Origin of the sequence: Nonomuraea sp. NPDC049480, from assembly GCF_044465905.1 — a bacterium.
Classification (GTDB): Bacteria; Actinomycetota; Actinomycetes; order Streptosporangiales; family Streptosporangiaceae; genus Nonomuraea.
In genome coordinates this window covers 384907-403770 of record NZ_JBITMD010000004.1, presented here as the reverse complement: position 1 = coordinate 403770, position 18864 = coordinate 384907, and the positions used below count along the sequence as shown (strand labels likewise).

Below are 18864 nucleotides of genomic sequence, written 5' to 3'. Positions count from 1 at the left end.
CCATGCTGGGATACTTCGGCCGCCGCCTCCTCTACGTGGTGGTGACGCTGTGGGCGATCTCGATCGTCACGTTCGTCATCATCAACCTGCCGCCCGGCGACTACGTCTCCACGCTGGTCGCGAACGCGCAGGCGGGCGGCGAGGGCATCACCCCGCAGGAGATCGCCAACCTCAGGAACCGGTACGGCCTCGACGACCCGATCCTCGTGCAGTACTGGCGCTGGATCAGCGCGATCGTCCTGCACGGCGATTTCGGTCAATCGTTCGCCTGGAACCAGCCGGTGTCCACGCTCATCGGCGAACGGGTGGCGCTGTCGGCGGTGCTGTCGGTCAGCTCGCTGCTCATGGTGTGGGCGATCGCGTTCCCGATCGGCATCTACAGCGCGGTCAAGCAGTACTCGTGGGGCGACTACTCGTTCTCGTTCCTCGGGTTCATCGGCATGGCCATCCCGGAGTTCATGCTGGCGCTGGTCCTGATGTACATCGGGTTCCGCTTCTTCGGCCAGAGCGTCGGCGGCCTGTTCTCCCCCGAGTTCCAGGACGCGGACTGGAACCTGGGCAAGGTCCTCGACCTGCTCGGCCACCTGTGGGTGCCGATCGTCGTGATCGGGGTGTCGGGCACCGCCGGCATGATCCGCGTCACCCGGGCGAACCTGCTGGACGAGCTCTACCGGCCCTACGTGCACACGGCCAGGGCCAAGGGCCTGCCGGAGTGGAAGCTGCTGCTGAAGTATCCCGTGCGGATGTCGCTGAGCCCGTTCTTCAGCACCGTCGGCTGGCTGCTGCCGGGGCTGATCGGCGGGGAGACGATCGTGTCGGTCGTCATGAGCCTGCCGACCGGCGGCCCTCTGCTGCTGAGCGGGGTCATGAACCAGGACATGTACCTGGTCGGCAGCTTCATCATGATCCTCAGCGCGCTGACCGTGATCGGGACCGTGCTGAGCGACATGGCGCTGGCGTGGTGGGACCCGCGAATCCGCAAACGGTACAAGAGAGAGTAGCGGCGCATGTTGCTCAGGCGACCGACCAAGGAAGCAGGGGCGCTGCCGCAGTGGCGGCTGGTGTGGCGGCGGTTCCGCCGGCACCGGCTCGCGCTGGCCGGCGTGGCGATCCTGGTGCCGGTGTATTTCGTGGCGATCTTCGCCGAGTTCTTCGCGCCGCTGTCGAGCTCGACCGCCAACACCGCGATGACGTACGCGCCGCCGCAGGTGCCGCGCTACTCCGGCGATCTCGGCCTGTACGTGTACGGCTACCGCACCGAGCGCGACCCCGTCACGTACGAGCAGCGCTACACCGTGGACGAGAGCAGGCGCATCGACGTCGGCCTGTTCACGCACGGCGACGAGTACAAGCTGCTGGGCCTGATCCCGTCCGACGTCCACCTGATCGGGCCGGTCACGAAGGGCGAGCCGTTCTTCCTGCTGGGCTCCGACCAGAACGGTCGGGACCTGCTGTCCAGGCTGATCCACGGCGCTCGGGTGTCGCTGTCGATCGGGCTGGTCGGGGTCGCGGCGAGCTTCTTACTCGGCATGCTCATAGGCGGCATATCCGGATACTTCGGGGGCGGCGTGGACAACGTCGTCCAGCGGGTCATCGAGTTCATCATCGCGATCCCGACGCTGCCGCTGTGGATGGCGCTGTCGGCCTCGCTGCCGCAGGACTGGGGACCGCTGACGCGGTACTTCGCGATCACCGTGATCCTGTCGCTGATCGGGTGGACCGGGCTGGCCAGGGACGTGCGGGGCCGGTTCCTGTCGCTGCGCGAGGAGGACTTCGTCACGGCGGCGCGGCTGGACGGAGTGGGCCGCTTGCCGATCATCTTCCGGCACATGATCCCGTCCTTCGCCAGCCACATCATCGCCTCGCTGTCGCTCGCCATCCCCGGCATGATCCTCGGCGAGACCAGCCTGAGCTTCCTCGGCCTGGGGCTGCAGGCGCCCGCGGTGAGCTGGGGCGTGCTGCTGGAGGGCGCGCAGAACGTGCGCGTGATCGCCAACGCGCCCTGGATGCTGGCGCCGGGCGTGGCGGTGGTGATCGTCGTGGTGGCCATGAACTTCTTCGGTGACGGTTTGAGAGACGCCGCCGATCCGTATGGAGCAGGGAGCCGAGCCCGGAGAAGGAAGCCCTTCAGGCGTAACCGCGGAGGGCGGCCGGCGAGCGCGACCATCCAACACAGCAACAGGAGGATTCGGCGTGCCCGCAGACGACGTGCTGCTTGAGATCGAGGACCTGCGTACCCACTTCCTGCTCGACGACGGCGACGTGCGCGCGGTGGACGGCGTGGACCTGCGGGTGCGCAGGGGCGAGACGCTCGCCATCGTCGGCGAGTCGGGCTGCGGGAAGAGCGTCATGGCCCGCTCGATCCTGCGCCTGGTGGACCCGCCGGGGCGGATCATGGGCGGGCGCATCACGCTGCACCGCGGCGACGGCCCGGTCGAGCTGGCCGGCGCCGACCGCAGGCTGCTGCGGCAGGTCCGATGGCAGGACATCGCGATGGTGTTCCAGGAGCCGATGGCGTCGCTGAGCCTCGTCCACACGATCGGCGGCCAGATCGTGGAGGCGGTGCGGCTGCACGAGAACGCCGGCAAGGCCGAGGCCCGCCGGCGTGCGATCGAGATGCTGGACCGGGTCGGCATCCCCATGCCGCAGCGGCGGGTGGACTCCTACCCGTTCGAGCTGAGCGGCGGGATGCGGCAGCGGGCGATGATCGCGATGGCGCTGTCGTGCCGGCCGGGCCTGCTGATCGCCGACGAGCCGACGACCGCGCTGGACGTGACCACGCAGGCGCAGATCCTCGACCTGCTGGCCGGCCTCCAGAAGGACCTCGGCATGGCGATCATGCTGATCACGCACGACCTCGGGGTGGCCGCGCAGGTGGCCGACAGCATGGCGGTGATGTACCTGGGCCGGGTCGTCGAGTACGGGCCGGCCGAGCAGGTGCTCGGCGCGCCGCAGCATCCCTACACGCGGGCGCTGCTGCGGTCGCTGCCCCGGCTGGGGCGGGCGTCGCGGACCCGGCTGACCGCGATCAGGGGCATGGTGCCGCCGCCGTACGCGCGGCCGGACGGGTGCACGTTCCATCCGCGCTGCGACAGCGCCCTGGCCGGGCGGTGCGAGACCGTCGTGCCGCGCCGGGTGCCCATAGAAGGGCCCGGAGGAGGGCCCGTGGGCGGGCGCGAGGTCTCGTGCCTCCTCTACGACGAGCGGGAGGAGAAGGTATGACACTGCTCGAGATCCAGGGCCTCACCAAGCACTTCCCCGTCCGCAGCGGGCTGCTCGGGCGGCAGATCGGCGCGGTGAAGGCGGTCGACCACGTGGATCTGACGATCGCGGAAGGCAGCACGCTCGGGCTGGTCGGGGAGTCCGGCTGCGGCAAGACCACGCTCGGGCGGTGCATCGTGCGGGCGCACGACCCGACCGGCGGCCGCATGCTCTACCGGTGGCCGGACGGCTCGGTGATCGACGTCGCCGCGCTGAAGGAGAAGGAGCTCAAGTCGTACCGGGCGCAGGTACGGATGATCTTCCAGGACCCGCACTCGTCGCTCAACCCCCGCAAGACGCTCCGCGAGATCATCGGCGAGCCGATGCGCGCGCACAAGCGCGGCACGAGGGACGAGATCGACGCGCGCGTGGGCGAGCTGCTGGACCGCGTGGGCCTGCGCCCCGAGTACGCCGGCCGCTACCCGCACGCCTTCAGCGGCGGCGAGCGGCAGCGGGTCGGCATCGCGCGGGCGCTGGCCCTGGACCCTCGGCTGGTGGTCGCGGACGAGGCGGTGAGCGCGCTGGACGTGTCGGTCCGGGCCCAGATCCTCAACCTGCTGGCCGACCTGCAGGAGGAGTCGGGGCTGGCCTACCTGTTCGTGAGTCACGACCTGAGCATCGTCGAGCACGTCGCGGACGTGGTCGCGGTCATGTATCTGGGCCGGGTCGTCGAGCGGGGACCGACCGAGGAGCTGTACGGGCGGCCGCTGCACCCGTACACGGAGGCGCTGCTGTCGGCAGTGCCCGATCCGGATCCCGCGGCCAAGCGGCACCGCGAGCGGATCAGGCTGCTGGGCGACATCGCCGACCCGGCGCATCCGCCGCCCGGCTGCCCCTTCAATCCCCGGTGCGTGTACGCGCGGGACGTGTGCCGCACGGACGCGCCGCCGCTGCGCGAGGTGGGGGGCCGCAGCGTGGCCTGCCATTTCGCGGAGGAGCTGGAGCTGCGCGGCGTGCCGGAGCTCGCGGACCCGGACGTACGCGAGGTGAGCGCATGAACGAGCGACCGATCGAACACAGCGATCCGCGGTTCGACGGCATCGTACGGGCCTCCGCCGTGTTGCCCGGCGCGCGCGAGGCGCTGCTCCCCGCACCGCACGGGCCGGACAACCACGCGGCCAACCTGCTGCGCACGCCCGGCGGCGACCTGCTGTGCGTGTGGTTCAGCGGCCCGCAGGAGGGCCATCCGGGCACGAACGTCGTGCTCGCCCGGCTGACCGGCGGCCGCTGGGAGCCGCCCGGGCTGATCGCCGCCGACCCGGACCGCAGCGAGCAGAACCCGGTGCTGTTCGACGACGGCGACGGGCGGATCTGGCTGCTGCACACCTCCAGCGAGCCGTACGACCAGGCGACGGCGCACGTCGTTGCCAGGACCTCGGACGACGGGGGGCGTTCGTGGAGCGCGCCGCGCGTGCTGTTCGCCGAGCCCGGGATCTTCGTCCGGCACCCGCCGCTGATCCTCGGCGACGGGACGTGGCTGCTGCCCGCCTACCACTGCGGGGCCTCCGGCGACCGCAGCGCCGTCAAGGTCACCGAGGACGGCGGGCGCACGTGGAAGGAGCATCCGGTCCCCGGCAGCGCCGACCTGGTGCAGATGACGATCGCGGAGCGCCCGGACGGGAGCCTGCTGGCGCTGTACAGGGACCGGCGGGCGGGCCGGATCCACGCTTCGACCTCGGCCGACGGCCGCTCATGGACCCCGCCGGAGCGGACCGTCCTGCCGAACAACGACTCCTCCGTCCAGCTCACGAGGCTCGGGGACGGACGGCTCGCGCTCGTCTACAACGACGCGAGCCTGGAGCACGACCAGTTCCGATGGGTGACCAAGAACGGGGAGCGGCGCAGGAAGGCGCTGCGCACCCCGCTCGTGCTCGCGGTGTCGGACGACGGCGGCGCGAGCTGGCCGTACCGGCGGGTCCTGCAGGACGCCGACCGCGAGTACCGGCAGAACGAGCTCGGCTATTCCTATCCGAGCGTCATCGACGGCGGCGACGGCCGGGTGCACGTCGCCTTTTCCTACCTGCGGAAAACCATCAAATATCTGGAGATTGGCACGCGATGAAATTCCGGCAGAGCCTTTTGTACGGCGCGCTCGCAGTCGCCGTGGGAGCGGTGCCGTACCTTTCCACGGAAAGCAGCGACGTGGCGGTGCAGCCCACCGGCTCGTACGCCTGCCGCCAGGACGTGGCCGCCCCCGACCCCGCCGTGCGCAGGGTGCACTCCGCCTCGCTGGGACAGGCGCCGAACGGCGACCTGCTGACCGTCTACTACGGCGGCACCAACGAGGGCTCCGCGGACCAGGCGCTCTACCTGTCGCGCCTGGCCGCCGGCAAGCGGACCTGGTCCAAGCCCGAGGTGGTGTTCGACGAGGCGGGCAAGGCCGACGGCAATCCGATCCTGTGGTCGGACGGCAAGCGCCTCTACCTGTTCTTCGTGACGATCATGGGGCACGGGTGGGAGCAGGCCGGCATCCGGCTGGTCACCAGCGACGACAGCGGCCGCACCTGGAGCGCCCCTTCCTGGATCCGTGAGGAATGGGGGTGGATGACCGGTACCAACGCCATCCGCATGTCCAACGGCGAGGTGCTGCTGCCGATCTACGACGAGGACGCCTTCAGCTCCGGCTTCTACGTCTTCAGCCCGGACATGAGCTCGTGGAAGGCCTATCCCGAGGAGCACGGGAGCTGGATCCGCACGCCGAAGGGCTCGATCCAGCCGACGGTCGTGGAGGTCGAGCCGGGGCGGCTGATCGCCTACATGCGCACCGGCGACGGCGCGATCCACCGGAGCGAGTCGAAGGACTTCGCCCGCACCTGGAGCGCGCCCGTGGCCGAGCCCATCGGCAACCCGAACTCGCGCGTCGCCGCGCTCAAGCTGGACAGCGGCAAGCTGGTGCTGGCCTACAACCCGTGGGTCGAGCACCGCTCCCCCATGCGGCTGTCACTGTCGCCCGACAAGGGCCGCACGTGGGAGAACACGGTCGACGTGGAAGCGCAGTCGGGGCCGCAGTTCACCTACCCGCTGCTGACCCAGACCAGGGACGGCTTCGTCCACATGGTCTATTCCTACAACCGCAACAACATCCGGCACGTCGTCTTCAACGAGCAATATCTCCGTGACTCTGTAGGCCTTTTGTCGAATTACCCGGAGCACACCATCACCGAATTCAAGAACGGCGTCCGGCGGAATGTCGTGCGCCAGTGCAGTTATGCGCCCGCCAAGGAGGCTTCATGACCGGCAAGGCCCTCGCGCTGCTCGCGCTCGCCGCCACCGTGATCACCGTCCCCGCCGACGCCTCCGCGGCCGCGTGCACCGACATCCCGAACAAGTACAACAAGCCGTTCAGCGTCTGCGACGACGAACTGTTCGTCTTCGCCGCCAACTACAAGCCGTTCGAGGGCACCGTCGACGAGAACCGGCAGGGCGGCCGGGTCTTCGACGAGGTCATCGGCAACAAGCTGCGGGCCGCGTTCCCCAACGTCAAGATCAAGTACGCGACGTGGGACCTGCCGATCCGCTACGAGGACCTCAAGAAGGCCGGCGTCGTCCCCGACCTCATCATCGAGGACCCGCGCACCCGCATCGACCGCGACCTGGAGCCGATGGGCTGGGTCGGCGACCTCACGCCGTCGTTGCAGCAGGCGGGCATCGACGTGAACAAGCTGAACAAGGCGGCGGTCGAGCTGGTCAAGTCACGGTCCGACGGCGGGATCTACGCGGTGCCGCTGTTCATCGACGAACACCTGCTGCTCTTCAACAAGAAGATCTTCGACAAGTTCCGGACGCCGCACCCGAAGCCGGGGATGACGTACGACGAGGCGTACCGGCTGGCCAAGCGGCTGACCAGGGACGACGGCCTGGACCACTACAAGGGCTACATGCAGCACCCCGACCAGTACCTGGAGTTCAACCAGCTCGGGCTGTACCCGTTCCAGCCGACGACGGGCGAGGAGCCCAAGCCCGAGGACGTCAAGGTGAGCATCACCGGCGACGGCTGGAAGCAGCAGGTGGAGAGCCTGTACCGGTTCCTGACGATCCCGCGCAACGAGTTCACCACCGTGAACGACTTCTTCAAGGGCGACATGAGCCGCCCCGGCCACCTGGCCATGGCGGTCGAGACGCTGTCCAGGCTCAACATGTACGCGGGCCGCGAGCTGTTCATCGAGGACGGCGACGAGCAGGACTTCGCCGAGTGGGGCAAGAGCGTCGACATCGGCGTCTCGGCGGTGCCGGTGCTCAAGTCCGGCTCGAAGGCCGTCTACCAGCCGAACCTGCGGGCCGCGTTCATCCCGCCGGGATCGGCCAAGAAGGAGCAGGCGCTGCAGATCGTGAAGTGGCTGGTGTCCGAGGAGGGCCAGACCGAGCTGTCCAGGCAGGGCATCAAGGCGGTCCTGCAGACGCCGGGCGTCGTGTCGAGCTTCGGCAAGGCCGTGCCCGAGCTGGCCAAGATCGACACCTCGGCGGTGTACTGGGGTGAGAACGCCACGGTGACGAACTACCAGAACACCGAGTACTGGGACCTGCCGCTGTGGCAGGTGTTCCGGCAGCACGTGCTGCGCGACGGCATGACGCCGGTGCAGTCGCTGACCGTGGCCGAGCAGCAGGACATCCCCGCCTACATCAAGGCGCAGGCCGCGGCCGGGAAGGACTGGTGATCCACCCCCCGTCCGTGGAGCGCTGGGGCGTCCACGAGATCACGCTGGCCGGGCCGTCCGAGGGCAACCCCTTCGCGGAGGTGTGCCTGTCGGCCCGGTACCAGTACCGCAACCGCGTCGTGGAGGCGGAGGGCTTCTACGACGGGGACGGTGTCTACCGCGTCCGGTTCATGCCGGACGCGGTGGGTCCGTGGCGGTTCACGACCGTGAGCAATGTTCCGTCGCTGGACGGGCTCGCGGGCGGCTTCGAGGCGACCCCGGCGGGCGCGGGGAACCACGGTCCCGTGCGGGCCGTGGGGACCGGCTTCGCCTACGCCGACGGGACGCCGTACCTGCCGTTCGGGACGACCTGCTACCACTGGACACACGACATGGACGAGGAGCGCGAGCGGGAGACGCTGCGCACGCTCGCCGCCTCGCCGTTCAACAAGGTCCGCATGTGCGTGCTGCCGACCGGGAAGATGACGCCGCCGGAGGTGCCGTTCGCCGGGACCGACCCCGGCGGGCTGGACAAGACCCGGTTCAACCCGGTCTTCTTCCGCCACCTGGAGGCCCGGATCCGCGACCTGCGGGACATCGGCGTCGAGGCGGACGTGATCCTCTTCCACCCGTACGACTTCGGCCTGCGCGGAGTGGAGGACATGGGCCGGGAGACGGACCACGCCTACCTGCGGTACGTCATCGCCCGGCTGGCCGGCTACCGCAACGTGTGGTGGTCGGCCGCCAACGAGTGGGACTTCAACCACGCCAAGACCGTCGCCGACTGGGACGACATCCTGCGCACGATCGTGCGGCTGGACCCGTACGAGCACCTGCGGTCCATCCACAACGGCACGCGCATGTACGAGGTCGCCTCGCTGTACGACTTCACCAAGCCCTGGGTGACGCACCAGAGCATCCAGCACTGGGACGCCACGCTGACCGGCGCCTGGCTGCGGGCCTGCCCGAAGCCGGTGGTGATCGACGAGATCTCGTACGAGGGGGACGCCGGGAAGCGGTGGGGCAACATCAGCGGGCCCGAGCTGGTGGACCGGTTCTGGGAGGGCATGGTGCGCGGCGGGTACGCCGGCCACGGCGAGGTGCTGACCGGCGGCCCCGGCCGGCCGTGGGTCGGCAACGGCGGCACGTTGCTCGGGGAGAGCCCGGCCAGGATCGCGTTCCTGCGCTCGATCATGGAGGAGCGCCGCGACGGGACCCTCCTGCGGTACCTGGGACGGCGGCAACCGGCCGGGGTCACGCTCGAGCTGCCGCCGGACGGCGCGTACGAGGTCGAACTGATCGACACGTGGAACATGACGATCACCCCGGTGGACGGGGTGCATCGGGATCGGGTGCGGGTGGGGCTGCCGCGGCGGCCGTACCTGGCGCTGCGGATGACGAGGACATGATGATCTTCAACTCTCTGGCGACCACGGCGCTCGGCTGGCACCTGCAGGGCGAGAAGCGGCGCGCGCGGACGCTCGCCACGCTGGAGGCGTCGCCGTTCGACCGGGTCAGGATGGCGGCGTTCGCCGGCCGGTGCTCGCTCGACTCGCTGGAGGAGCGGGTGGCGGAGCTGGCCGGGATCGGGGTGACCGCCGAGGTGGTGCTGTTGCATCCCGGCGACGGCCTCGCGGACGTGGAGGCGGCGGCCCGTTACCTGGGGGAGGTGGTCCCGAGGCTGGCCGCGCACGCGAACGTGTGGTGGTCGCTGACGGCCGATCCATCGGATTTTCCCGACATTTCCGAGCATGACTGGGTGCGGCTGGCCGACCTCGTGGCCGAGGAGGACCCCGGCCACCACCCTTTGTCGATCACCGTTCCGGCCGGTTCGCCGCTGCTGTGGCGGCGCTCGTTCACGCACGGGAGCGTCCGCGCGCCCAGCCCGCGTGACGCGTGGGTGCGGACGCGGGACCACCACAAGCCGGTCTTGATGGACATGTGCGGATACGAGGGCGACGCGGAGGACCCGTGGCTGAGCCTGACCGCCGAGGAGGTCGTGGCCCAGGCGTGGGACGGGCTCGTACGCCGGCGGTACGTGACGCACGGGGAGTCGTACGTGGACGAGGAGGGGCTGACCTGGTCGGAGGGCGGGGGCACGCTGGTGGGCGCGGCCGTCCCCCGGCTGGCGCTCCTGCGGCGGTTCCTGGCCGAGACCCCGGAGGAGGCGCGACACCTCGACAGGGACGCGCCGATGCTGGAGGTCCCGGGCGAGTTCTGCCTGGAGTTCTGCGGGGAGCACCGCTTTCCGCGGCGGGAGTACGACGTGCCTCCGGGACGGTACGAGGTCGAGGTGGTCGACACGTGGGAGATGACGGTGACGTCGCTCGGGATCCGGGAGGGCGGGACCATCGAGGTCCCGCTGCCCGGGACGACCGGCCAGGCCATCCGATTGCGGCGGCGCCCATGACCCGCACCCCACCGCCCGGCCGCAGCGACGTGGCGACGGCGTCCGGGGCGGGCGTCGTGGCCGCGCTCGCCGAGCCGGGCGGGAAGCTGGCCGAGGTCGTGCTGGGCGCGGACGGTCCCGAGCTGTGCCTGCGCCGCCGCGACACGGAGGGCCCGCACCTGCGTACGCCGCTGCACGGCCTGCTCACCGCCTCCGCCGGCCGCCCATGGCGCATCGCGTCCGCGCTGCCCGGCTCCGTCCAGGTGCACGGGACGGGCGGGACCGTCGTGGTGACGGCGGACGCGGGACCGCTGAGCGCGTGCCTGGAGCTGGCCTTCACCGGTGACGGGCTGTTCGCCGTCACCACCACCTGGCGCAACGACACCGGCCACGACGTCACGGACGTGGCGGCCGGGCTCCTCCTTCCCCTCCTCTGCGCTGAGCCGCACGTGACCATGCCCGGCGTCCTCTACAACGGCAACCCGTCATCCGACCCCGGTCGCCCGGTCCCGCGCATCAACGGTGGCGGATTCGTGTGCGAGGAGCACCGCCTGCCCATCCCGGCCGTCAACGCCGCCTGGGACGACCGCTACGTCAGCGTGTTCGCCCACCCCACGCCCCCGTACGGCTCTCTGGGAGTGGTGCGATCACCGAGCGGCCTCACGGTCGCCGCCATGACCGGCGTGATCATGTTCGACGGCGAGCCGGACGTCTGCTACGTGAGCAAGGCGGAGGTGGCGAACCGGCCGGTCGGCTACCGGGACCTCGCCCCCGGCGAGACGATCACCACCCGCCACACCCTCGACTGGGGCCAGGTCGAGCCGCGCGGCCACGGCTTCAGGACCCTCGTCCGCACGGCCCCGAAGCTCTACCACGACCCCGGCGCCCGCCCGCTGTCCCGGGACGCCGTCATCCGGCTCAAGACCAACGCCATGGACGCCCGCTGGACCGGCGACGGCTACCTGGCCTACCAGGGCACCCGGCACGGCCGTCCCCGCTCGTACCTGTACGGCTGGACGGGCCAGTGCCTCAAACTCGCGCTGTGCGACGCCCTGCTGGGCCGCGCGGAACGGGCCCGCCGCGCCGCCGGCTTCTACGTCGAGGGCAGCCGGACCCGGACACCGGGCCTGCGCCATGGCCGCTACCTGCTCGACGACGACTCGTGGCAGCCGTTCCGCAAGGACGGCGCCGGCTTCGTCTCCAGCCGCGCCCACGGCGAGACGATCGCCGACCTGGCCGGCATCGTGCTGCGTTTCAAGGACGCGGGCCTGCCGGTGCCGGCCGCGTGGGAGGAGGCGGTGGAGGACGCCGCCACGTTCTTCTGGCGTACCCGGCTGCCGGAGGGCGTCGTCCCGCTCGGGTGGACGACGGACGGGACCCCGTTCTCGCCGCTGGTCACCGCGGCCGGGATCGTGTGCGTTCAGGCCATGCTGGGCGCGTACCGGCTGAGCGGGGAGCGGGTGTGGCTGCGGCGGGCCGAGGAGGTGCTGGCCCGCTACCACCGGCTGCACGCGGCCACGTTCGAGCGGCCCTTCGCGCACGCCACCCTGGACGCCTCCGGGGAGGACAAGGAGGCCGGGATGTACTTCTTCCTGGTCGCCTTCGAGCTGTACCGGCTCACCGGGCGGGAGTTGTACGCGGGGTGGGCGGAGGTGGCGGCGGACTGGCTGCTGACGTTCGTGTACACGTGGTCGCCCAAGTTCGATCAGGGAAGCACGTTCGGGCGGCGCGGATTCAAGGCACGCGGCTGGCCGGCGGTGAGCGTGCAGAACCACCATCTCGACGTGTTCTTCCCGACTTCCGAGCTGGCGGAATTCGGCTCGATGACCGGCAGGGCGCGCTATGTGCGGGAGGCCGAGACGATCTTGCACGCCATGGGGCAGGGCATCTGCCGGGAGCCCGGCGACTGGGGCTTTGAGACCCCGGGCGAGCAGGGCGAGGGATTCTTCCAGACCAACTGGCAGCGCACCGGCGAGGCCAACACGTGGAACCCGTCCTGGGTGATCGCGCTCCCCCTCTACCACGCGCTGCGCATGAGGAGGGTGTCATGACCGAGGAAGAGGCTTGGCAATACGCGGATGAGATCCGTGCCAGGGTGCGGCCGCCCAAGTTTCCCGACCGGTGGTTCGACGCGACCGAGTTCGATTCCATCCAGGCGGCGATCGAGGCATGCCACGAGGCGGGTGGCGGGCACGTCCGGGTGTCCCAGGGTACGCATCCTTCCGGTGCCATTCACCTGCTCAGCAACGTGGACCTGCACGTGGAGGCGGGCGCGCGAATCTTGTTCAGCACCGACCCCGCCGACTACCTGCCGGCCGTGTACACCCGCTTCTCGGCCATCGAGTGCTACAACTACTCGCCGTTCATTTACGCCTACGGCCAGGAGAACATCGCGATCACCGGGAACGGGACGCTGGACGGTGGCGCGGGGCTGGAACACTGGTGGTGGTGGGTGGGCACGCCGGAGTTCGGCTGGGAGCCGGGCATGCCGCACGAGGCCGGGGACTGGGCGGATCTGCAGCGCATGGCCTCGGATGGCGTGCCGGTCGAGGAGCGGGTGTTCGGAGCGGGCCACTACCTGCGGCCGAACATGATCCAGCCGTACCTGTGCCGCAACGTGCTCATCGAGGGCGTCAGGATCGTCCGCTCCCCCATGTGGGAGATCCACCCAGTGCGTTGCGAGAACGTCCTGATCAAGAACGTGTCCATTCACTCGCGCGGGCCGAACAACGACGGCTGCGACCCGGAGTCGTGCCGGTCGGTGGTGATCTCGGGGTGTGTGTTCGACGTGGGCGACGACTGCATCGCCATCAAGGCGGGGCGCGGGCCCGACGGGCGGCGGGTCGGGGTGCCGTGCGAGGACGTGCTGATCGAGGACTGCGAGATGCGTTACCGGTACGGGTCGGTCGCGATCGGGACGGACACGACCGGGGGGATCCGCAACGTGTTCGTCCGCCGCTGCCGCTGGGGCGGGCCAGGGTTGTATTTCGGGCTCTACATCAAGACGAACTCGGTGCGTGGCGGCTTCGTGGAGAACGTCTTCGTCAAGGACGTCGAGATCAGCGAACTGACCAAGGAGGCGATCTCGATCGACCTCTACCACGGCGACGGCCACACGGGCAACGAGAGTCCGATGATCCGCAACATCCACGTGGCGGGAGTCCGCAGCGACCGGACGCGGAGCGCGTACCTGCTGCGCGGATACCCCGACCGGCCTCTGCGCGACATCACGATCAGAGACAGCTCATTCGCCCAGGTGGCGCGGGCCAACGTGGTGAGCGACGTCGAGGGCTTCTCGGTTACGGGTGTCACGGTGAATCAGGTGACCGGGGGCAGATGATCGCGGATGATGCGCTGGTCGAGCTCCCACAGCGCCGTTCTGTCGTCGTCGTACCGCAGGGTTCCGTGAGCCGCCTCGTACCCGAGCCAGCGCATGTCACGGTGCTCGCTCGACAGCGCGATCTCGGAGGCGGCGTTGGTGACGTCCGCGGCGAAGAAGTGCTTGGGCACGATGTAGAGATCCTCGTCCCAGTACGGGCTCGTCCGGAATCCGGCTTTCTCCACCCCACTCACCATGTCGAGTTTGCAGAGCGGGCCCAGGTCGCGTAAGCCGGTCTCCTCGGCGGTCTCGCGCCGGGCCGCCGTCACGAGGTCTTCGCCTTCCTCCACACCACCGCTCACGCTCTGCCAGTTCCCGTCGTCGGCCCGCTGGAAGACGGCGTACTCGGGCGAACCCGCCGTGACGCGGTAGAGGAAGACCAGAACGGTGAGCGGCTGACGCATGGGAATCCCATCTTGAGCGGCGTAAAAAATCTTGAAAAAACTTCTGGGCGAGTGTCGAATCGGGGTCTGCTCGTTCGCAGCGTACGCAGAGAGCCGGATGAGCCGGCCCGCAGACGCGAGGATGACGACCATGACCCAGCAGCTCACGAACCCCGCCGCCCGCCCGATGTCCGCCAGGCTCCCGCTGCTGGGCTTCGGCGTCGTGGCCGGCCCCCTGTACGTGACCGTCGCCCTGGCCCAGGCGTTCACCAGGGAGGGCTTCGACCTGGCCCGCCACCCCTGGAGCTTCCTGGTCAACGGCGACCTGGGCTGGATCCAGACCGCGAACTTCGTCATCACCGCCCTGGCGACCATCGCCTGCGCCACCGGGCTGCGCCGCAGCCTGTCCCCGGGGCGCGGCGCGCGGTGGGCGCCCCTCCTCGTCGGCGCGTTCGGCGCCAGCATGATCGGCGCCGCGATCTTCCCCGCCGACCCCGCGATGGGCTTCCCCGCCGGAACCCCCGAAGGCCCCGGCACCGTCACCCTGTCGGGGATCCTGCACATGGCCGTCGGCGGCGTCGGATTCCTCTGCATGGTCGCGGCCTGCTACGTCATGGCCTCCCGGTTCGCCCGCGAGGGCCGCAAGGGCTGGGCCGTCTACTCCCGCGTCACCGGCACGCTGTTCCTGGGTTCCTTCATCGGCATCGCGAGCGGCGGCGGCGTCGCGTGGGCCAACCTCGCGTTCGTCGCCGGCATCCTGGCGATCTGGACCTGGCTGTCCCTGGTGGCGCTGAAGCTCTCCCGAAACAACGCCTGACTACCATCACATGATCACGAAGATAAGGAAGAACATCATGCGCTACTTCGTCACCCTCAAGGTCACAGCCCAGCCCGACGGGCCGCCGCCCGCCGACCTCATGGAGGCCATCTTCAAGCTCGGCCAGGAGGCCACCGAGGCCGGGGCCCTGCTCGACAACAGCGGCCTGGCACCCAGCTCCGAAGGGGCGAGGATCCAGCTCAGCGGGGGCCGGCTGACCGTCACCGACGGGCCGTTCGCCGAGGCCAAAGAGTTGATCAGCTACGCGCTCTACCAGGTCAAGACCAAGGAGGAGGCCGTGGAGTGGAGCTCCCGCTTCCTCAAGCTGCACCGTGACCTGTGGCCCGGCTGGGAGGGCGAGGTGGACGTGCTGCGGCTGTTCGGGCCCGAGGACTTCGCCCCTCCGGCCTGACCCCCCGCCTCCCGGCCGCGGACCGCGCATGCGGACCGCGGCCGGATCCTGTATCCAGGACGCATGACGCTGGCGGACTCTCATCGAGCGGTGGAGGCGGTGTGGCGGATCGAGTCCGCCCGGATCATCGCCGGTCTGGCCCGCATGGTGCATGACATCGGAGTGGCTGAGGAATTCGCGCAGGACGCGCTCGTCGCCGCCCTGGACGAGTGGCCGCGCAACGGCGTGCCCGACAATCCGGGGGCCTGGCTGATGCTGACCGCCAAGCACCGCGCCATCGACCAGTTCCGCCGCCGTGACGTCCACGAACGCAAACTGCAGCAGGTGGGACACGACATGGAGCTGCGCCAGGAGTCGGCCGAAGCCGAACTCGACGACGCGCTGGACGACCACATCGGCGACGATCTGCTACGCCTGATCTTCACGGCCTGCCATCCCGTGCTCCCCACCGAGGGCCGGCTCGCGCTCACCCTCCGCCTGCTCGGCGGGCTCACCACCGAGGAGATCGCGCGGGCGTTCCTCGTCCCGGAGCCGACCGTGGGCCAGCGGATCTTCCGCGCCAAGCGCACCCTCGCCGACAAGAAGATCGCGATCGAGCTGCCGCCGCCCGCCGAACTGCCCGCCCGGCTGGCCTCCGTTCTCGAGATCATCTACCTGATCTTCAACGAGGGGTACGCGACGACCGCGGGCGACGACTGGATCCGCCCGTCGCTGTGCGAGGAGGCGATGCGCCTGGGCCGGATCCTGGCCGGCCTCATGCCCGCCGAGCCGGAGGCGCACGGCCTGGTGGCGCTCATGGAGATCCAGGCGTCCCGCATCCCGGCCAGGACCGCGCCGGACGGCGCCCCCATCCTGCTCCTCGACCAGGACCGCAGCCGCTGGGACCGGTTGCTCGTACGCCGCGGCCTGGAGGCGCTGGGCCGGGCCGAGGCGCTGGGCACGCTCGGGCCGTACGGGTTGCAGGCCGCCATCGCCGCGTGCCACGCCCGCGCGCTCACCCCCGAGGCCACCGACTGGGAACGCATCGCCGCCCTGTACCGGCTGCTCGCCCACCTCACCCCCTCGCCGATCGTCGAGCTGAACCGCGCGGTCGCCGTCGGCATGGCCGATGGCCCCGCCCGCGGCCTGGAGATCGCCGACGCGCTCCTGGACGAGCGGGCTCTGCGGGACTACGCGCATCTGCCCGCGGTCCGCGGGGACCTGCTGGCGAAGCTGGGGCGGGCCGGCGAGGCGGCTGCCGCGTTCGAACGCGCCGCCGGACTGACCCGCAACGCGCGCGAGCGCGTCCTGTTCCTCGATCGTGCCGCCGCGCTCCGGGGCGAGCCGGAGTCTGGCGGGCGCGAGACCGGATGACCGCATGAGGGCGAGCGGTTCAGCCTCCCAGGACGCGGGCGAGGGCGTGCAGGGTCTCCGAGGGCGTGCCGGGAGGCGGGGAGACGCGGAGCACGGGCTCGCGTAGGTCCAGGGGCGCCCGGGCCACCGGGGCAGCGCCGACGAGCAGGCCCGCCCGGGCCGCTCGCGACTTGGCGTCATCGACGGATCCGCCCGGCGGCGGCCTGAGGGTGACGACGGCGGAGGGCTCGTCGAGCGGTTCCACCACCCGCCATCCCCCGGCGCCGTCGAGGATGCGCCGTGCCATGCTGCCGAGGGCCGCGAGGTGGGCGTGGACGGCGGCCGGGCCGAGGGCGTGATGCTCCTGTACGGCGACGCCGAGGCCGGCCCGGGCCGCGATCGCGCCCTCGGAGCCCTCGTACCGGATCGCCCCGGCCCGCGGCGATGGGTGGCCGTCCGTCCAGGTGTGGCCGCCGAGCGCCGGAGCGGCGGCGTCCATGTCCGGCGTGAGCCCCGGCACGATCAGGACGCCGACCCCGCGTGGCCCGGCGAGCCACTTGCGGGAGGTGCCCACGTAGGCGGTCGCGCCGACCCCGCCCACGTCCACCTGGCCGAGAGACTGGCAGACGTCCAGCACCAGCGGGACCCCCGCGGCCCGGCACAACGCGCCGATCTCCTGCGCGGGCTGCACGATGCCCCGGTGTGAGGCGATGTGGACCACACTGACCAGGTCCAGCCCTGCTGCCAGCCGGGACCGGAGCCCGTCCAGGTCGAGGCGCGAATCGTCGTCCACGGGCAGCTCGACGAGCCTCCAGCCGCGCTCGCCGGCCAGGCGGCGCAGCAGCATCAGCGTGCTGCCGTATTCGGTGCGGGCGAAGCCGACGCGGCTGCCCGGCGGCAGGTGCCAGCCGCCGAGCAGCGCCGCCATGGCCGCCGTCCCGCTCTCCACGAACGCCACGTCGGCCGGGCCCGCGCCGACCAGCGCGGCCAGCGCCGACCGGGCCCCGGCGAGGTCCGGCTCGGCCGCGTAGCCGCCGCGCTCCCGCTCCAGCCTCAGCCGGCCGATGACGGCGTCGAGCACCTGGTCGGCGGGCACATTGCAGCCGGCGGCGTCCAGGTGACCGGGCGGCGCGACGGACCGCGCCGCCCGCCACCTTCCGGCGACCGCCTCCGTCATTCGCTCGCACCCGGCGACCGCCTCTGTCACCCGCTCGCTCTCACCGATCATCTGCGCGACGCACCCGGAATCAGCGACCAGCGGTCACACCTCGGCCAGGAGCAGGGCGAAGTCGCCGGCCGGGTCCGTGTGCCAGTGGCGTACCGTGAAGCCGGCGGCGGCCAGTTCGGCGCGCAGGCCGTCCGGGCGGAACTTGGCGCTGATCTCCGTACGCATCTCCTCCCCCTCCGCGAAATCCACGGTCAGGCCGAGCCCGCCGATCCGCACCCGCATGGCCCGGGACGCCCGCAGCCGCATCTCGATCCAGTCCTCGCGCTCGTCGTACAGGGCGACGTGGTCGAAGGCGTCCGGCTCGAAGTCGGCGTCCAACGTGCGGTTGATCACGTACAGCACGTTGCGGTTGAAGGCGGCGGTCACCCCGGCCGCGTCGTCATAGGCGGCGACCAGGCGATCCCGGTCCTTCACCAGGTCGGCCCCGAGCAGGAAGGTGTCCCCGGGGCGGAGGCCGTCGCGCAGTTCCTTCAGGAAGACCTCGCGGGCGTCGGGGTCCAGATTGCCGATGGTGCCGCCGAGGAAGGCCACCATGCGCCTGCCGGCGCGGGGCAGCAGGCCCAGGTGCCGCTCGAAGTCGGCGCACACCGCGCGTACGGCGAGCCCGGGGTAACGGCCGGCCAGCCGCTGCGCGGCGGCGGCGAGCGTGACCGCGTCCACGTCCACCGGGGTGTAGGCCCGCAACGTCCCCGCCGCCGTCAGGGCGTCGAGCAGCAGGACGGTCTTCTCGCTGGTCCCCGACCCCAGCTCGACCAGCGTGTCCGCGCCGCTGGCGGCGGCCAGCCCGGCGGCCCGCGCCCGCAGGATGGCCAGCTCGCGCCGCGTCGGGTAGTACTCGGGCAACCGGGTGATCTGGGAGAACAGGTCGCTGCCGGCCTCGTCATAGAACCACTTGGGCGGCAGCCACTTGGGAGTCGCCGTCAGACCGGTCCTGACGTCGTGTTCGAGGGCATTGCGCAGGTAGTCGCGGTCAAGATGGTTGATCAGCTGCACGGTGGACTGGCTGAGGGGCACAAGATCTCCTGGAGG

Annotated in this window: 17 protein-coding genes; 14 read left to right on the top strand and 3 right to left on the bottom strand. The window is 70.7% G+C overall.

Going from position 1 to position 18864, the window contains the following annotated elements:
- Window positions 1-2 precede the first annotated feature (2 nt).
- From ACIBX3_RS15050 to ACIBX3_RS15000, 11 genes are read left to right on the top strand one after another with little or no spacing between them, the layout of a single operon-like run.
- Window positions 3-1001: an ABC transporter permease gene (locus ACIBX3_RS15050; RefSeq protein ID WP_397117049.1), complete on the top strand. Its 999-nt coding sequence runs from the start codon at window positions 3-5 to the stop codon at window positions 999-1001.
- A 6-nt stretch (window positions 1002-1007) separates the two neighbouring features.
- Entirely contained in the window at window positions 1008-2219 is a 1212-nt protein-coding gene (locus ACIBX3_RS15045) for an ABC transporter permease (protein ID WP_397117048.1), read from the top strand.
- Window positions 2194-3222 carry an ABC transporter ATP-binding protein gene (locus ACIBX3_RS15040; RefSeq protein ID WP_397117047.1) on the top strand — a complete coding sequence of 343 codons (1029 nt, stop codon included), beginning with the start codon at window positions 2194-2196 and terminating at the stop codon, window positions 3220-3222. Before ACIBX3_RS15045 ends, ACIBX3_RS15040 begins: the two co-directional genes overlap by 26 nt.
- Window positions 3219-4259 (top strand): ABC transporter ATP-binding protein, encoded by a 1041-nt coding sequence (locus tag ACIBX3_RS15035; protein ID WP_397117046.1) that lies wholly within the window; start codon window positions 3219-3221, stop codon window positions 4257-4259. Before ACIBX3_RS15040 ends, ACIBX3_RS15035 begins: the two co-directional genes overlap by 4 nt.
- Window positions 4256-5323 carry an exo-alpha-sialidase gene (locus tag ACIBX3_RS15030; RefSeq protein WP_397117045.1) on the top strand — a complete coding sequence of 356 codons (1068 nt, stop codon included), beginning with the start codon at window positions 4256-4258 and terminating at the stop codon, window positions 5321-5323. Before ACIBX3_RS15035 ends, ACIBX3_RS15030 begins: the two co-directional genes overlap by 4 nt.
- Entirely contained in the window at window positions 5320-6495 is a 1176-nt protein-coding gene (locus tag ACIBX3_RS15025) for an exo-alpha-sialidase (RefSeq protein WP_397117044.1), read from the top strand. Before ACIBX3_RS15030 ends, ACIBX3_RS15025 begins: the two co-directional genes overlap by 4 nt.
- The gene (locus ACIBX3_RS15020; protein WP_397117043.1) at window positions 6492-7916 is read left to right on the top strand and encodes an ABC transporter substrate-binding protein; all 1425 of its coding nucleotides are present in this window, start codon (window positions 6492-6494) and stop codon (window positions 7914-7916) included. Before ACIBX3_RS15025 ends, ACIBX3_RS15020 begins: the two co-directional genes overlap by 4 nt.
- Window positions 7913-9304: a DUF5060 domain-containing protein gene (locus ACIBX3_RS15015; RefSeq protein ID WP_397117042.1), complete on the top strand. Its 1392-nt coding sequence runs from the start codon at window positions 7913-7915 to the stop codon at window positions 9302-9304. The genes ACIBX3_RS15020 and ACIBX3_RS15015 overlap by 4 nt, the downstream gene beginning before the upstream one ends.
- Complete coding sequence (locus ACIBX3_RS15010; RefSeq protein ID WP_397117041.1) at window positions 9304-10305, top strand: DUF5605 domain-containing protein; 1002 nt, start codon at window positions 9304-9306, stop codon at window positions 10303-10305. Before ACIBX3_RS15015 ends, ACIBX3_RS15010 begins: the two co-directional genes overlap by 1 nt.
- Window positions 10302-12335, top strand: coding sequence for a hypothetical protein (locus tag ACIBX3_RS15005; protein WP_397117040.1), 2034 nt, complete (start codon window positions 10302-10304; stop codon window positions 12333-12335). Before ACIBX3_RS15010 ends, ACIBX3_RS15005 begins: the two co-directional genes overlap by 4 nt.
- Window positions 12332-13624 carry a glycoside hydrolase family 28 protein gene (locus ACIBX3_RS15000; RefSeq protein ID WP_397117039.1) on the top strand — a complete coding sequence of 431 codons (1293 nt, stop codon included), beginning with the start codon at window positions 12332-12334 and terminating at the stop codon, window positions 13622-13624. Before ACIBX3_RS15005 ends, ACIBX3_RS15000 begins: the two co-directional genes overlap by 4 nt.
- Here the strand turns inward: ACIBX3_RS15000 and ACIBX3_RS14995 are convergent.
- A complete protein-coding gene (locus ACIBX3_RS14995) occupies window positions 13603-14067 on the bottom strand; it encodes an NUDIX pyrophosphatase (protein WP_397117038.1) in 465 nt (154 codons plus the stop codon). The two genes, ACIBX3_RS15000 and ACIBX3_RS14995, sit on opposite strands and share 22 nt — an antisense overlap.
- A 130-nt stretch (window positions 14068-14197) precedes the next feature.
- Here ACIBX3_RS14995 and ACIBX3_RS14990 point away from each other — a divergent pair, with 130 nt between their 5' ends.
- From ACIBX3_RS14990 to ACIBX3_RS14980, 3 genes are all read left to right on the top strand, one after another.
- Window positions 14198-14863 carry a DUF998 domain-containing protein gene (locus tag ACIBX3_RS14990; protein WP_397117037.1) on the top strand — a complete coding sequence of 222 codons (666 nt, stop codon included), beginning with the start codon at window positions 14198-14200 and terminating at the stop codon, window positions 14861-14863.
- 10 nt (window positions 14864-14873) lie between these two features.
- Window positions 14874-15275 (top strand): YciI family protein, encoded by a 402-nt coding sequence (locus ACIBX3_RS14985; RefSeq protein ID WP_397117036.1) that lies wholly within the window; start codon window positions 14874-14876, stop codon window positions 15273-15275.
- Window positions 15276-15338: 63 nt separating this feature from the next.
- The gene (locus ACIBX3_RS14980; protein ID WP_397117035.1) at window positions 15339-16628 is read left to right on the top strand and encodes an RNA polymerase sigma factor; all 1290 of its coding nucleotides are present in this window, start codon (window positions 15339-15341) and stop codon (window positions 16626-16628) included.
- 19 nt (window positions 16629-16647) lie between these two features.
- On the opposite strand, the gene egtE is transcribed toward ACIBX3_RS14980, so the two are convergent.
- Window positions 16648-17835, bottom strand: a complete 1188-nt coding sequence (egtE, locus tag ACIBX3_RS14975; protein ID WP_397117034.1) for an ergothioneine biosynthesis PLP-dependent enzyme EgtE — start codon at window positions 17833-17835, stop codon at window positions 16648-16650.
- A 33-nt stretch (window positions 17836-17868) separates the two neighbouring features.
- A complete protein-coding gene (gene egtD / locus ACIBX3_RS14970; protein WP_397117033.1) occupies window positions 17869-18849 on the bottom strand; it encodes an L-histidine N(alpha)-methyltransferase in 981 nt (326 codons plus the stop codon).
- Window positions 18850-18864: the final 15 nt, after the last annotated feature.